This is a genomic window from Propioniciclava soli, from assembly GCF_014858005.1.
Lineage (GTDB): Bacteria > Actinomycetota > Actinomycetes > Propionibacteriales > Propionibacteriaceae > Propioniciclava > Propioniciclava soli.
In genome coordinates, this window is sequence record NZ_JACYOT010000015.1 from 13,969 (window position 1) to 28,317 (window position 14,349).

The following is a 14,349-nucleotide window of genomic DNA, read 5'->3' on the forward strand; positions in this document are numbered from 1 at the left end:
TTCACCGGATCCCTCTCCCAGGAGTTCGCAATGTCACGTCCCCACCGTGTGCTCGCTACGTCGTTGGCCGTCGCGCTGGCCGTCGCCACCGCGTCCGCGGCCCTCCCGACGTTCGCCTCCGCGGCGCCCGCCAGCCCGGCGCCCGCAGCCCCCCGAACCGTCACGCTGGTAGGCAACCTGCAGGACGAACTCGGCTGCAGTGAGGACTGGCAGCCCACCTGCGCGGCCACCGCGCTCACCCTGAAGCCCGACACCACCACCACCTACGCCGCGGACTTCGCCGTCCCGGCCGGCACGTGGGAGTACAAGGTGGCGCTCGACGGGGCGTGGGATGAGTCCCACCCGAGCACCAACCTGCCGCTCGTGCTGCAGGGGCCGGCGTCCCTGACGTTCAGCTACGACGACGAGACCCACGCCGTGGGCGTCCGGCCCGCCGAGCTCTCGGGCCCGGCCACGGACGCCGACGCGGCGCTCGCGCTCACCTCGCTGCGCGAGCCCGTGACGCGCGAGCAGTTCTACTTCGTGATGGCCGACCGGTTCGCCAACGGCGACCCCAGCAACGACACCGGCGGCCTGACCGGCGACCGGCTCGCCACCGGGTTCGACCCCACCGACAAGGGTTTCTACCATGGCGGCGACCTCGCCGGCATCAGCGAGCGGCTCGACTACATCGAGGGTCTCGGCACCACGGCCATCTGGCTCACGCCGAGCTTCAAGAACCGCCCGGTGCAGGGCAGCGGCGCGGACGCGAGCGCCGGCTACCACGGCTACTGGATCACCGACTTCACCCAGATCGACCCCCACCTCGGCACCAACGAGGAGATGAAGCAGCTCATCGACGCCGCCCACGCGCGCGGCATGAAGGTCTACTTCGACATCATCACCAACCACACCGCCGACGTCATCGACTACGCCGAGGGCCAGTACAGCTACCTCACCAAGGAGGCCGCGCCGTACACCGACGCCGCCGGCACCGTCTTCGACGACCGCGACTACATCAACCAGCCGTTCCCCGCCCTGGATCCGGCCACCTCGTTCCCGTACACCCCGGTCTTCCGCACCGAGGCGGACGCCGGCGTCAAGGTTCCCGCCTGGCTGAACGACCGCACCCTGTACCACAACCGCGGCGACAGCACGTGGTCGGGGGAGTCCAACACCTACGGCGACTTCGTGGGCCTGGACGACCTGTTCACCGAGCGGCCCGAGGTGGTCGACGGCATGATCGACATCTACTCCACATGGGCCGACTTCGGCATCGACGGGTTCCGCATCGACACCGTCAAGCACGTGAACCTCGAGTTCTGGCAGGAGTTCAGCCCGCGCGTCCTGGCGGCCGCCCGCGAGAACAACGAGGACTTCTTCATGTTCGGCGAGGTGTACGACTCGACGCCGTCCTACCTCTCGGAGTTCACCACCGCCGGCCAGCTGCAGGCAGTCATCGACTTCGGCTTCCAGGCCCGCTCGATCGGGTTCGCGCGCGGCAACGCCACCACCGAGCTGCGTTCGTTCTACGCCGCCGACGACTACTACACCGACCCCGACAGCAACGCCTACCAACTGCCCACGTTCACCGGGAACCACGACATGGGACGCGCCGCGATGATGCTCGCCGGCGCTGGCCACACCGGCGACGACCTCCTGCAGCGCGTCGAGCTCTCCAACGAGCTGATGTTCCTCACCCGCGGTCAGCCGGTGGTCTACTACGGCGACGAGCAGGGCTTCATCGGCTCCGGCGGCGACAAGGACGCCCGCCAGGACATGTTCGCCACCCAGGTCGCCCAGTACGCCGCCGAGCCGGTCGTCGGCGGGCCGTCCGGGGCGCGCGACCGCTACGACACCACCCACCCGCTCTACCGCCAGATCGCCGCGCTCGGTGACCTCACCGAGCGCCACCCGGCGCTGGCCGACGGCGCGCAGATCCACCGGTACGCCTCCAACGACGCCGGCGTGTTCGCGGTCAGCCGCATCGATGCGACCGAGAACGTCGAGTACCTGGTCGTCGCCAACAACGCCCCCACGGCGCAGGACGTGACCCTGGCCACCTACTCCCCGCGCATGATGTTCCGCGGCATCTACGGCACCAACGGTCGGCTCTTCAGCGACGCGGACGCCCGCGTCCACGTCACCGTCCCCCCACTGTCCGCCGTGGTCTATCGCGCCGCACGCGCCCTGGCCCCGCGCCAGGAGGCACCGGCCGTGGCCCTCACCACCCCGTCCGCCGGGGCTGTCGTGGGCGGCCGGGCCGAGGTCGCGGCGTCCGTGCCCGAGAACGCGTTCGTCCAGGTCACCTTCGCCCAGCGGCCCGTCGGCACCACCGACTGGACGGTGCTGGGCACCGACGACAACGCGCCCTACCGCGTCTTCCACGACGTGAGCACCCTCCCGCAGGGCACGCTCGTGGAGTACCGCGCCGTGCTGCGCGACCACGCGGGCAACGTGTCGGCGTCCTCGACCTACGGCATCGTCGGTGAAGCCAGCACGCCCGGCGGCGACGGGGGCCCCGGCCCGGTCGGCCCCGTCGAGCAGCCCGGCGCCGTCTCGGTGCCCGGCAGCCACAACGCCGCGATGGGCTGCGCCGGCGACTGGGAGCCGGCGTGCGCCGAGGCCCAGCTCGCCCTCGACGCGAAGGACTCGGTGTGGAAGCGCACCTACGACGCCGGCACCCTCCCGGCCGGCGACCACGAGTACAAGGCGGCCATCGACAACAGCTGGGATGAGAACTACGGCGCCGGCGGCGTCCCCAGCGGCGCGAACATCACCTACACCGCCGACGGCGGGCCGGTGACCTTCTATTACGAACACGCCCGCCACTACGCCACCTCGGACGCCGAGGGCCCGATCATCACCGCGCCCGGCTCCCTGCAGAGCGAGCTGGGCTGCCCGGGTGACTGGGACCCGAGCTGCATGCTGCCCTGGCTGATCGACCCCGACGCCGACGGCACGTACACCTTCGCCACCACCGCGCTGCCCGCGGGGAACTACGAGGTGAAGGTCGCGCACGGCCTGTCGTGGGATGAGGACTACGGGGCCGGCGGCGAGCCGGGCGGGGCCAACATCGGCTTCTCCGTGCCCTCGGCCGGGCTGCTGGTGACGTTCAGCTACGACCTCGCGTCCCACGTCCTCACCGTGACCAGCGCGGAGGCGGGCGTCGCGCCCGACCTCACGTCAGCCAAGGCGCACTGGCTCACGCGGGATCTCATCGCGTGGCCGGCCGACGGGATCGCCGACCCGGCGCGCATGAGCTGGCGGATGCACTGGTCGCGCACCGGCGGGCTCGCCATCGACGCCGAGGACATCACGGGCGGACGCTCCGCCCTCCTCACCCTCGACCCGGCCGGCCTGCCGGCGTCGGTGCTCGAGAGCCACCCGCACCTGGCGGGTTACCTCGCGCTGCGCCTCGACCCGCGTGCGGCTCGGCAGGCCGCGGAGCTGCTGCGCGGGCAGGTCGCCGTCGGCATGTACGACGACCTCGGACGCCTGCGCGACGCCTCGGGCGTCCAGATCCCCGGCGTGCTCGACGCCCTCTACGCGGCGCCCGCGCAGCGAACCCGGCTGGGTGTCGCGTTCACCGGGCGCACCCCGCGGCTGACCGTGTGGGCGCCCACCGCGCAGCAGGTCACCCTGCTGACGTGGCCGGCCGGGGGTGACGGCGACCCGGTGCGCGTCCGCATGTGGCGCTCGGGTGACGGCACGTGGAGCGTCCGCGGCGCGGCCGACTGGGTGGGCCGGGAGTACGTCTACGAGGTGTCGGTGTTCGTGCCGGCGACCGGTGCGGTCGAGACCAACCTCGTCACCGACCCCTACGCCGTGGGCCTCACGCTGAACAGCCAGCGGTCGGTCGTCGTTGATCTGCGCGACCAGCGGTGGCAGCCCGAGCAGTGGCGCACGGCGTCTGCCCCGGCGCTGCGCGACGAGGTGGACCAGACGATCTACGAGCTGCACGTGCGCGACTTCTCGATGGCCGACCCGGACGTGCCGGACGAGCTCCGGGGCTCCTACCTGGCGTTTGCCGAGAACGGCTATGGGCGGCGTCACCTGGAGGCGTTGGCGGACGCCGGCCTGAACACCGTGCACCTGCTGCCGACGTTCGACATCGCGTCCATCGAGGAGGATCCGGCGCGGCAGACGACGCCAGACTGCGACCTGGCGTCGTTCGCGCCCGACAGCTCGGAGCAGCAGCGGTGCGTGACCGCGCAGGCGGACACGGACGCCTTCAACTGGGGCTACGACCCCTGGCACTTCATGACGCCGGAGGGGTCGTACGCCTCCACGGCCGCCGCGGCGGACGGCGGCAACCGCGTCGCGGAGTTCCGGACGATGGTGGGTGCGCTGCACGACTCCGGGCTCCGGGTGGTGCTCGACCAGGTGTTCAATCACACCGCCGAGTCGGGTCAGGGGGCCAAGAGCGTCTTCGACCGCATCGTGCCGGGCTACTACCACCGACTCAACGCGATGGGGCAGGTCGAGACCTCGACGTGCTGCCAGAACGTGGCGACCGAGCACGCCATGGCGCAGAAGCTGATGGTGGACGCCGTGGTGCTGTGGGCGCGCGACTACAAGGTCGACGGGTTCCGGTTCGACCTCATGGGGCATCACTCGCAGGCCAACATGGCGGCGGTGCGCGCGGCGCTGGACGCCCTCACCCCGGCCCGCGACGGGGTGGACGGCCGCGCCGTCACGCTCTACGGGGAGGGGTGGAACTTCGGCGAGGTCGCCGATGATGCCCGCTTCCCGCAGGCCCGGCAGGGGGCGCTCGATGGCACGTCGATCGCCACGTTCAACGACCGGCTGCGCGACGGCGTCCGGGGCGGCGGGCCGTTCGACGACGACCCGCGCACCGACCTGGGGTTCGCCTCGGGTGGGTCGAGCGCCAACGACACCGATCTGGTGCAGATCGGGCTCGCGGGCAACCTGCGCGAGTTCGGCCTGCGCAGCCAGGAGACCGGCGAGCTGACCACCGGGGCGGGCATCTCGTACAACGGTGACCCCGCCGGGTACGCGAGCGACCCGGACGAGATCGTCAACTACGTCGACGCCCACGACAACGAGACGCTGTTCGACATGCTCACCTACAAGCTGCCGGCCGACACCCCGATGGCCGAGCGCGTCCGGCTGAACAACGTGGCGCTGGCGACGACGTCGCTCTCGCAGTCGGTGAGTTTCTGGCACGCGGGCACGGATCTGCTGCGCTCCAAGGGCCTCGACCGCGACTCCTACAACAGCGGCGACTGGTTCAACCGGCTCGACTTCACGATGACCGACAACGGGTTCGGGCGTGGGTTGCCCCCGGAGGGTGCCAATGGGGGGAAGTGGGCGATCATGCGTCCGCTGCTCGCCGATCCGTCGCTGAAGCCGACCCCGGCCGACATCCAGACCAGCGCGGCGATGGCGGAGGACCTGCTGCGGCTGCGGTTCTCGACGGACCTGTTCCGGCTCGGTGATGCGGACCTGGTCGAGCAGAAGGTGTCGTTCCCCGTCTCGGGCACCGATGCCGGCGACCCGCAGGTGATCGTGATGCGCATCGACGACACGGTTGGCGTCGACGTCGATCCGCGGCTGCGGAACGTGGTCGTGGTGTTCAACGCGAGCGGCGCGGCGATCGAGCAGCCTGTGCCCGGGCTGGCGGGCGCGTCGCTGCGGCTCTCCGACGTGCAGGCCAACGGCGCGGACCCGGTGGTGCAGACCGCGACGTGGGACGCGGCGTCCGCCACCGCCCACGTCCCGGCCCACACCGTGGCCGTGTTCGTGCAGCAGCAGAGCTGACGCGGGCCAAGTCGCGTTTGGACCCGAGGAAATGGCGCCATGGCGCCATTTCCTCGGGTCCAAATGCCGCTCAAGGGGTACCGAGGGGGCCGAGGGGTGCGGGGCAGGGTCAGGGGAGCACGCCGGGCAGGCTCATCGGCGGCAGGCTGAGCACGCCCGGCACGGCGAGACCGCGGCCCAGCGGCGTGCCGGTGAGCTGGCCCAGGAACAGGCGCCACAGCCGGGGGCCCTCGGCGGCCGGTGCGAGCGCCATGGCCGCGGCCACGGATTCTGAGCTCTCGGGCGGCTGGAACGCCGCCAGCGGGTGCGGGCGGGGGTAGGTCATCACCGGCACGGTCGTGCCGGAGCGGCCGAGCAGGCTGCACACCTCGTCGATGGCGTCCCCGAGGCCGCCGAGCCGGTCGACCAGGCCGCGCTCGGCGGCGTCCGCCCCCGACCAGACGCGGCCCCGGGCGACGGCGCGCAGGTCCTCGACGGCCATGCCGCGGTCGTGGGCCGCCTTGGCGGTGAAGTCGTCGTAGACGCGGTCGAGCCAGGCGTCCAGGATCGCCCACTCGTCGTCGTCGAACGGCCGGTCGGAGGAGAGGATCGCCGCGCGGGGCGAGCCGGCGATCAACGCATGGTTGACACCCACCTTGGCGAGCGCGTCGCGCACCACGAACTTGCCCGCCAGCACGCCGATCGAGCCCGTGAGCGTGCCCGGCGCCGCGACGATGCGCTCGCAGCCCATGGCCAAGTAGTAGCCGCCGGACGCCGCGACCGACGCCATGGACGCCACGACCGGCTTGCCCGAGGCCCGGAGCTGCAGGATGTCGCGACGCAGCGCGTCCGACGCCACGGCCGAGCCGCCGGGGCTGTCGATGCGCAGCACCACACCGGCGACGTGGTCGTCCTGCGCCGCCGCCCGCAGGACGGCACCGAGGGTGTCCGAGCCGATGCTCCGCTGGTTGGGCGAGGTGGACGCGTGGCCGATCTCGATGGCGCCGATGGCCTCGATCACGGCGATGCCCGGCTTGACCGACGGTGTGGGCAGCTGCGCCGCCAGCGCGTGGAACCGGCTCACGCCGTGGCGCTCCACGTAACGCAGCGTCGGCTCGGCGGCCGAGACGCGCGTCCGCAGCGCCGCATAGGCCTCGTCGCGGTAGCCCACGTGGTCGATGAGGCCGCGGGCGACCGCGTCCTCGGGGGTGAGCGGCGCGTCGGCCAGGGCGCGGCGCACCTCCTCGGCGGGCACGTCCCGGTCGGCCGCCACGTCGGCGACCAGCCGCTCGGTGAGTGAGTCGACCAGGCGGCCGAGCATCTCGGCGTTCGGCTCGGTCAAGCCGGTGCGGGTGAAGCGGTCGGCCGCGGTCTTGTACTCATACCGCTGCCCGAACTCCGGCTGCACGCCCAGCTTGTCGAACGCGCCGCGCAGAAACACCTGGCTCACGGTGAACCCCACCAGCCCCAGCCCGGAGGACGGCTGCAGCCAGATCTCGTCGAACGCTGCGGCGAGGTGGTAGCCGACGTTGCCCTCGCCCAGCTCGCCGAACGTGGGGCTGAACGCGAGCGTCGGCTTGCCGCTGCGCGCGAAGGACGTCACGGCCGCGCGCAACTCGTCGGACTGCGCGAACGTGAGCCCACCGCCGGGAAGGACGCCGACCAGTCCGACCACCGTGGCGTCGGTCTCGGCCTTGCGGAGGTGTTCGACCAGCGTGCGGAGCTGCGGCGTCCGCAGCCCGCGGATCGCGTCGATCGGGTTGTTCGGGGCGGCCTCCGCGACGCCGCGGCCGAGATCGAGCTCCAGGATCACCTGTTCCCCGGGGCCGCCCGGAATCTGGTCGGCCAGGGGCAAACGGGAGAGCAGCGCGTGCACGGCGGAGGGCAGCTTCATGGGGCCCAGCGTACGCGTGCCCCCGCCGGCCGGCAGGCCCGGGAGGCCCCCATCTCGACCGTCGCGCCGCGGGTGACAAGGGTCGATGTTAGGTTGGAGTGACATCGACCCAGGAGGACCCGTGCCCGTTCCCGACAGCATCGACCGCTTCGTCCTGCAGCGCTACCTCTCCGATCACCTCACCGGCGCCACGGCCGGCCTGGGACGCTTCCAGCGGATGGCCAAGGCGTATGGCGACAGCGAGATCGGCGCGGAGATCACCCAGCTCGCCGAGGAAATCCAGGAGGATCACGACCACGCGCAGCAGCTCATCGGGCGGCTGGGGCTGAACCAGCCGCGGATCATGCGTGCGCTCGCCGGCGCGGCCGAGGTGGTCGGACGCCTCAAGCCCAACGGACGCGGCCCCTTCGCCTCGCCGATGACGCCGCTCCTGGAGTTGGAACTGCTCCGCGGCGCGGTGAACGCCAAGCAGGGGCTGTGGGAGACGCTGGAGCACTATGCCGATGAGCTGGGGCTCGATCCCGCCGAGTACCGGCGCCGCGTCCACAACGCCGAGGACCAGTTCTCCCGGCTCAAGGAGCTGCACGCCCGCCTCGTGCCGGACGCCCTACGCCCGGGCCAGGCCGGGGTGCTCTGAGCGGTTCGGGCGCGCGCGGTGCGCGGCCACGGGGTGTTGTTGGTGCCGGTTCCCGCGTTGGAGCCGTGGGTGGCGTGGCGCACGGCCCAGTACGACGCCGCCTGGGTGTCCGACGATCCGGCCTTCGCCCACGCGCACGTGACGGTGTTGGCTCCCTTCCCCGTCGACCGGACGGACGTGGCGGCCCGCGTAGCCCGGGGCGTCCCCCCGTTCTCCTACCGCCTGGCTCGGATCGGCGTCTTCCCCGACGGCGTGATCCACGCCGTACCTGAGCCGGCGGACGGCTTCCGTGCCCTGACGGACGCCTGCCGCGCGGCTCTCCCCGACGTGGCGCCGTACTGGGGCCGCGTCCCGGACCCCACCCCGCACGTGACGCTCGACCGCGTGGGCGAGGGGGTCTCCGCCGCCTCGACGCGGGCACTGCTGGGCGCCGCTCTGCCCGCATCCTGCCGCGCCGACAGCCTGGTGCTGACCTGGTGGGAGGCCGGCGCCTGCCGCGTCCTGGAGCGCTTCGAACTGGGTCGGTGGGCCCACTGACGTTGCCCCGGGCCTCACTGTCTGTGAGGCGCGGTCGAGGGAACAGCGACCGGCCCCGAAATCGGTAGATCTCGGGGCCGGTGGGGGAGCGCTTCGGGTCATGACAGCGCGACGAACACCTCGTCGGTGAACAGGCCCGGGGTCACGCGCAAGCTACCGGCATCGCCTTCTGGGATCAGGAAGACCAGGTTTCCGGTCACGGTCGCTCCTTCGTAGAGCTCATTGCTGTCCACCGCGTCCGGCGCGACAGCCGGGTTGTCCCAGGAACCGATGACGTTGCCGCTGGCGGTCACGTACTCGACCGTGACCATCATCGGGGTCTGTGCCTCCGCGGCGACGCGCGTGATGGTCACGTTCGCCAGCGCGTACGTTTCTCCCGCCGGCGGCTCCTCGTTGAACTCGTTCTCGGCCAGGACCTGGTCGGTCGCCGCGGCGTCGAACGAGTTCACCACGACGCTCCACTCGTCGTTCGCGATGGCGGTACCCAGCGGGTAGGGGTTCTCGCGCGTGCCTTCGTCGCTGGACTGGGCGGCCGCCTCCGTGGTGGTCGTGCCCGCCTCGGAGGTGGCGGCCGGAGGCGCAGCAGTGACGGCGCCCCCGCTCGCCTCGGTGAACGCGTTGCTGATGGCGACGAGTGTCGCCAGCGCGCCGGCGATCGTGCCCACGATGGACACGATGAGCGCGATGATGGCGAGCACCTTCTTCTGGTCGCGCAGGAAGAAGGTCACGATCGCGAGGATGAACGCGATGGGCAGCAGGATCCACCCGATCACCATGGCACCGGGGACGAGGGCGAAGATGAACCCTGCGATGGCAATGACCAAGGCGATGAGCCCGAGCGTGCCCTTGCGGGCCGGCCCCGGTGCTGCGGCAGCCCCGCCAGGCCCGGGGGGATAAGTGCCGGGCTGGAATCCGCCCTGGGGGTGCTGATAATTCTGCGCTGGCGGCTGGTTGTACGGCTGGTCGGGGGGCGGTGGCGTCTGGTTGGTCATGGGGTTCTCTCTGTGGTTCGGGCTGGCCGTCATGCTTCGGCAGCCGCAGAATACGGCTGGCGGCGAGGGTGTGGCCGAAGGCGGAGTGGCTTCGGTTGGCAATGATGCGAATTCGTTATCGTTCACTTTTTATTTCAGCAATACGGTGATTGACTGCGCGCGAGCATGCCTGGTGGGGGAGGCCGCTCCGCTTCCGTGGGGCGTCCGGAACTAGGCTGACCGGGTGAACCTGTACGGGCGCCTGCTGATGCTCCTCCTCCGGTGGCGGCGCCGCGCGCCCGTGGGGTTGTGGGACGCGGTGGTGACGCGGTTCCGCGTGGTCCCGACCGATCTGGACCTCATGGCCCACATGAACAACGGCAAGTACCTGACGCTCATGGATCTGGGCCGCATGGACCTCATGCTCCGCTCCGGGTTCTGGGGCACGGTGCGCGCCCAGGGGTGGTACCCGGTGGTCGCGGGGCAGACGATCACCTACCGGCGTTCGCTGCGGCTGGGGCAGCGGTTCGAGCTGCACACCAGGGTGCTCGGCTTCGACGACCGGTGGATCTTCGTCGAGCAGACATTCCGCCGCGGGGACGTCGTGCATGCCCACGCCGTGGTGCGGGCCCGGTTCCTGAAGGAGTCGGGCGGGTCGGTCGAGCACGACGAACTGTTCGCGCTGGTCGGGGACCGGCCGGCCCTCGACCTCCCAGCCTGGCTGGTCGACTGGACCGAGTCGACCAAGATCCCCGGCTGAGCCGGGAGCTGTCTGCATGGGAGTCGTTCTGCTGGCGCTGGGGTCGCGTGGCGACGTGCAGCCCATGGCGGTGCTCGCCGGGGCCCTCCAACGCCGCGGAATCGACGCCCGCGTGGTGGCCCTCGCGGAGTACGCCGATCTGGTCGCCGACCACGGGGCCGGCTTCGTGCCCGTGCCGGGCCGGCTCGCGGACGCCCTCACGCGCACCCCCGCCGCCGAGTGGCTGGCCCGGACGCCGGCCGGGCAGGCCCGCCTGCTGCAGCAGTGGGTCGCGCGGCTGGCCGAGGGCCTGACCTCGGCGACGCTCGCCACGGTGCGACGCGACGATCTCGTGCTGACCGGCGTGCTCACCCGAGGCCTGGCCCAGGCGCTCACCGAGGCCCACGGCGTCCGCATGGCCACGGTGGTGTTCACGGCCCAACCGCCGACCCTGCAGCGGGAGAGTCACTTCTTCCACCGCTGGTTCACCGGGTGGACGCCGTATGACCGTGCGGGCGTCCGGCTGAGCTGGCTGCTCTCGACCAACGTGGGTCAGGCCGTCACCCGAACGGTGCGTCGGCGTCTGGGCCTGCCGGGGCGCGACGTGCTCCGCGAGACGCGGGCCGCGGACGCCCACCCCACCCTCGTCGCGGCCAGCCCGGTGCTGGTGCCACCCGCCCCTGACTGGCCAGGCGGCGTCCACCAGACCGGGTGGCTCGCCCCGGGGCCGTCCGCCACCGAGTTGGACGCCGACCTCACCGCGTTCCTGGACGCCGGTCGACCCGTGTTCGTCGGCTACGGGTCGTTCAGCGACTTCGCCGGCGAACGCGACCTCGGCCTCGTGGTCGCCGCGGCGGAGGCCAGCGGTGTGCGCGTGGTGACGCCGGCGATCCCGGGGGTGTCCGCCGGCAGCATCTCCCCCCAGGTGTTCGCCACCGGCCCCGTCCCCCACGACCGGCTCCTGAACCGCATGGCTGGCGTCGTCCACCACGGTGGGGCGGGCACCACCCACGCCGGCCTTGCGTCCGGGCGGCCCAGCGTGGCCGTCCCCTTCGGCGTCGACCAGCCCTACCACGCGTGGCGGTTGCACCGGCTCGGCGTCGGCCCCGCGCCCGTCCCCATCCACCGCCTGACCGCCGCACGTCTGGCGCGCCTCCTGGACGCCCTCACCTTTGGCGCGTACGACGCCCGGGCCGCCGAGGTCGGTGGCAGGCTGCGTGCTGAGGACGGTGTGACCGCGACGGTCACGCTGCTGCAGCGGCGGGGTCTGCTGCACTGACCAGGCCTGCTGGACTGACAGGGGAGGGTGCGATGCCACGCAGCGTGGTGGTCGTGGGCTCGGCGAACGCGGACCTCGTCCTCGAGGTCGGGCGCCGGCCGGCCGCGGGGGAGACCGTGCTGGGCTCGGACGTCGTCACGACCCCGGGCGGCAAGGGCGCGAACCAGGCGGCCGCGGCGGGTCGCGCCGGGGCGGACGCGACCCTGGTGGGGTGTGTCGGCACGGACGCCTCCGGCGACCTGCTGGTCGGCTCGCTGGAGGGCGCCGGCGTCCGCACCGACGCGCTGCGCCGGGTGGACGCTCCCACCGGCACCGCCGTCATCGTGGTGACCCCCGACGGGGAGAACGCGATCATCGTCGCGCCCGGCGCGAACCGGCAGGTCACGCCGGCGCTGGTCGCCGATCTCGCGGACGTGTGGCGCGGCGCCACGGTGGTCGTCCTCCAACTGGAGATTCCGCTCGAGACCGTCGCCCACGTCGCGTCGGCGGCGTCGGCGGCCGGCGCCCGGGTGGTCGTGAACCTCGCCCCGGCGGCGGACGTCGCCCCCGAGGTGCTGGCGGCGGCCGACCCGCTGGTGGTCAACGAGTCGGAGGCCGCCTTCCTGCTCGGCACGACCCCGGGCGCCCTCGCCACGGATCTCGACGCCGCCATCGCCGACCTCCTGGCCCGCGGCCCGCGCAGCGTCGTGGTGACGCTGGGTGCCGCCGGGGCGTGGGTGGCCGAACGGGACGGCCGCCCCCAGCACGTACCCGCCCTGGCGTGCACGGCCGTCGACACGACGGGGGCGGGGGACGGCTTCGTTGGGGCGATGGCCGCCCGGCTCGCGGCCGGTGACTCCCTGGCGGACGCCGCGCGGGTGGGGGCGCGCTTCGCCGGGCTGGCCGTGCAGCGGAAGGGTGCCCAGGCCTCGTACCCGACGCCCGAGGAACTGCACGCCCCGCGCCGCTGAGCAGCGCGGTCCCACGCAGCGGGCGCCTTCGCGCGGCCGTAACACGACTGTGGCAGCGTTCCTCCGTCGGCTCCGCCACCCCCGTGCGGAACCCTGTGTGAAAGGAATCGCCCATGGAGGCGTTGCAGTCGTTCCTGAACGAGGTCAGCGGGTTCATCTGGGGGCCGTTCTTCCTGATCCCGCTGCTGTTGGGCACCGGGCTGTGGCTGACGATCCGCCTGGGCGGCCTGCAGTTCCGCAAGCTGTTCTCGGCCCTGCGGCTCGCCCTGATCGACCGGCGGGACGCGGGCACCGATGCCCGCGACGGCGACATCTCCCAGTACCAGGCCCTCACGACCGCACTGGCCGCCACCGTGGGCACCGGCAACATCGTCGGCGTCGCCACCGCCCTGTCCCTGGGCGGCCCGGGGGCCCTGTTCTGGATGTGGGTGACCGGTCTGCTGGGTATGGCCAGCAAGTACGCCGAGGCGTTCCTCGCCGTGCGGTTCCGCCACCGCGACGTCTCCGGTGAGATCTCCGGTGGCCCGCAGTACTACCTCAAGGACGCCGTGGGTGGAAAGTTCGGGACGTTCCTGGCCACCTTCTTCTCCATCGCCGCCATCATCGCCACGTTCGGCATCGGCAACGGCACCCAGGCGAACTCGATCGCCGGGAACGTCGAGAACAGCTTCGGCGTCCCGACGTGGATCACCGGCGTCGTGCTCGTCGTCATCACCCTCGCCGTGCTCGTCGGCGGCATCAAGTCCATCGGCAAGGTGACCGCCGCGTTCGTGCCGTTCATGATCGTGATCTACGTCGGTGCGGCCCTGGTGATTCTCGGCATGAACGTCGCGGCCATTCCGGCGGCCTTCGCGCGGGTGTTCGGCGACGCGTTCACGGGCAGCGCCGCGACCGGCGGCTTCGTCGGCTCGGCGATCATGCTGGCCGTCCAGATGGGTGTGGCGCGCGGCATCTTCTCCAACGAGTCCGGCATGGGATCGGCGGCCATCGCTGCGGCCGCCGCGCAGACCACCCACCCGACGCGCCAAGGCCTGGTCTCGATGACGCAGACGTTCATCGACACCCTCATCGTCGTCACGATGACCGGTCTCGTCCTCATCATCACGGGCACGTGGACGGGCGGCAGCGCCAACGCCTCGACCCTGACGTCCCAGGCCTTCGACGCGGGGCTCGGCGTCGGCTGGGGCCACTACATCGTCACGATCTCCCTGGTGATGTTCGCCTACTCGACCATCCTCGGCTGGTGCTACTACGGCGAGCGGAACGTCGAGAAGCTCATCGGGCGGGCGTTCGTCATGCCCTACCGGATCGTGTTCTCGCTGGCGGTGTTCCTCGGCGCCACGCTGTCGCTGGACCTGGTGTGGACGTTCTCCGACATCGCCAACGGCTTGATGGCCACCCCGAACCTCATCGGCCTGCTGCTCCTCTCCGGGCTCATCGCCCGCGAGACGAAGTACTACCTCGACAACGACCCGCACCTGCGGGCCGACCGGGAGCAGGTCGACACGTTCATGGCCGGCCGCCCGGGCGCGATCGATGCCCATTGGGACGACATCAAGCACGACGCCGGGCACCGCTGAGCCGCCCGGCCCGGGGGTGG

9 protein-coding genes are annotated in these 14,349 nt (G+C 71.9%); 7 read left to right on the forward strand and 2 right to left on the reverse strand.

From position 1 onward, the window contains the following. The first annotated feature begins 30 nt into the window (after positions 1 to 30). A complete protein-coding gene (pulA, locus tag IFY26_RS13640; protein WP_232549555.1) occupies positions 31 to 5,763 on the forward strand; it encodes a pullulanase-type alpha-1,6-glucosidase in 5,733 nt (1,910 codons plus the stop codon). Positions 5,764 to 5,872: 109 nt separating this feature from the next. On the opposite strand, the gene sppA is transcribed toward pulA, so the two are convergent. Next, positions 5,873 to 7,636, reverse strand: coding sequence for a signal peptide peptidase SppA (gene sppA, locus IFY26_RS13645; RefSeq protein WP_232549556.1), 1,764 nt, complete (start codon positions 7,634 to 7,636; stop codon positions 5,873 to 5,875). Positions 7,637 to 7,757: 121 nt separating this feature from the next. Here sppA and IFY26_RS13650 point away from each other — a divergent pair, with 121 nt between their 5' ends. Together IFY26_RS13650 and IFY26_RS13655 are read left to right on the forward strand one after the other, a co-directional pair. Beyond that, complete coding sequence (locus tag IFY26_RS13650; protein WP_232549557.1) at positions 7,758 to 8,273, forward strand: hypothetical protein; 516 nt, start codon at positions 7,758 to 7,760, stop codon at positions 8,271 to 8,273. Positions 8,274 to 8,315: 42 nt separating this feature from the next. After that, the gene (locus tag IFY26_RS13655; RefSeq protein ID WP_332836198.1) at positions 8,316 to 8,810 is read left to right on the forward strand and encodes a 2'-5' RNA ligase family protein; all 495 of its coding nucleotides are present in this window, start codon (positions 8,316 to 8,318) and stop codon (positions 8,808 to 8,810) included. Between the two features lie 98 nt (positions 8,811 to 8,908). On the opposite strand, the gene IFY26_RS13660 is transcribed toward IFY26_RS13655, so the two are convergent. Then, positions 8,909 to 9,802, reverse strand: a complete 894-nt coding sequence (locus tag IFY26_RS13660) for a hypothetical protein (protein WP_232549559.1) — start codon at positions 9,800 to 9,802, stop codon at positions 8,909 to 8,911. 223 nt (positions 9,803 to 10,025) lie between these two features. Here IFY26_RS13660 and IFY26_RS13665 point away from each other — a divergent pair, with 223 nt between their 5' ends. The 4 genes from IFY26_RS13665 (at position 10,026) to IFY26_RS13680 (ending at position 14,329) form a co-directional block, all read left to right on the forward strand. Continuing rightward, complete coding sequence (locus tag IFY26_RS13665; protein ID WP_232549560.1) at positions 10,026 to 10,541, forward strand: acyl-CoA thioesterase; 516 nt, start codon at positions 10,026 to 10,028, stop codon at positions 10,539 to 10,541. Positions 10,542 to 10,557: 16 nt separating this feature from the next. Further along, entirely contained in the window at positions 10,558 to 11,799 is a 1,242-nt protein-coding gene (locus tag IFY26_RS13670) for a glycosyltransferase (RefSeq protein WP_232549561.1), read from the forward strand. Between the two features lie 32 nt (positions 11,800 to 11,831). Next, on the forward strand, positions 11,832 to 12,749 hold the full coding sequence (locus IFY26_RS13675; protein WP_232549562.1) for a ribokinase: 918 nt from the start codon (positions 11,832 to 11,834) through the stop codon (positions 12,747 to 12,749). A gap of 113 nt (positions 12,750 to 12,862) precedes the next feature. Further along, complete coding sequence (locus IFY26_RS13680; protein WP_232549563.1) at positions 12,863 to 14,329, forward strand: alanine/glycine:cation symporter family protein; 1,467 nt, start codon at positions 12,863 to 12,865, stop codon at positions 14,327 to 14,329. Positions 14,330 to 14,349 lie beyond the last annotated feature (20 nt).

What these genes read in the sequence shown, in the direction of transcription:
- IFY26_RS13660 (WP_232549559.1), bottom strand. Translation starts at nt 9,802, where the DNA reads ATGACCAACCAGACGCCACCGCCCCCCGACCAGCCGTACAACCAGCCG.
- sppA (WP_232549556.1), bottom strand. Translation starts at nt 7,636, where the DNA reads ATGAAGCTGCCCTCCGCCGTGCACGCGCTGCTCTCCCGTTTGCCCCTG.
- pulA (WP_232549555.1), top strand. Translation starts at nt 31, where the DNA reads ATGTCACGTCCCCACCGTGTGCTCGCTACGTCGTTGGCCGTCGCGCTG.
- IFY26_RS13680 (WP_232549563.1), top strand. Translation starts at nt 12,863, where the DNA reads ATGGAGGCGTTGCAGTCGTTCCTGAACGAGGTCAGCGGGTTCATCTGG.
- IFY26_RS13675 (WP_232549562.1), top strand. Translation starts at nt 11,832, where the DNA reads ATGCCACGCAGCGTGGTGGTCGTGGGCTCGGCGAACGCGGACCTCGTC.
- IFY26_RS13670 (WP_232549561.1), top strand. Translation starts at nt 10,558, where the DNA reads ATGGGAGTCGTTCTGCTGGCGCTGGGGTCGCGTGGCGACGTGCAGCCC.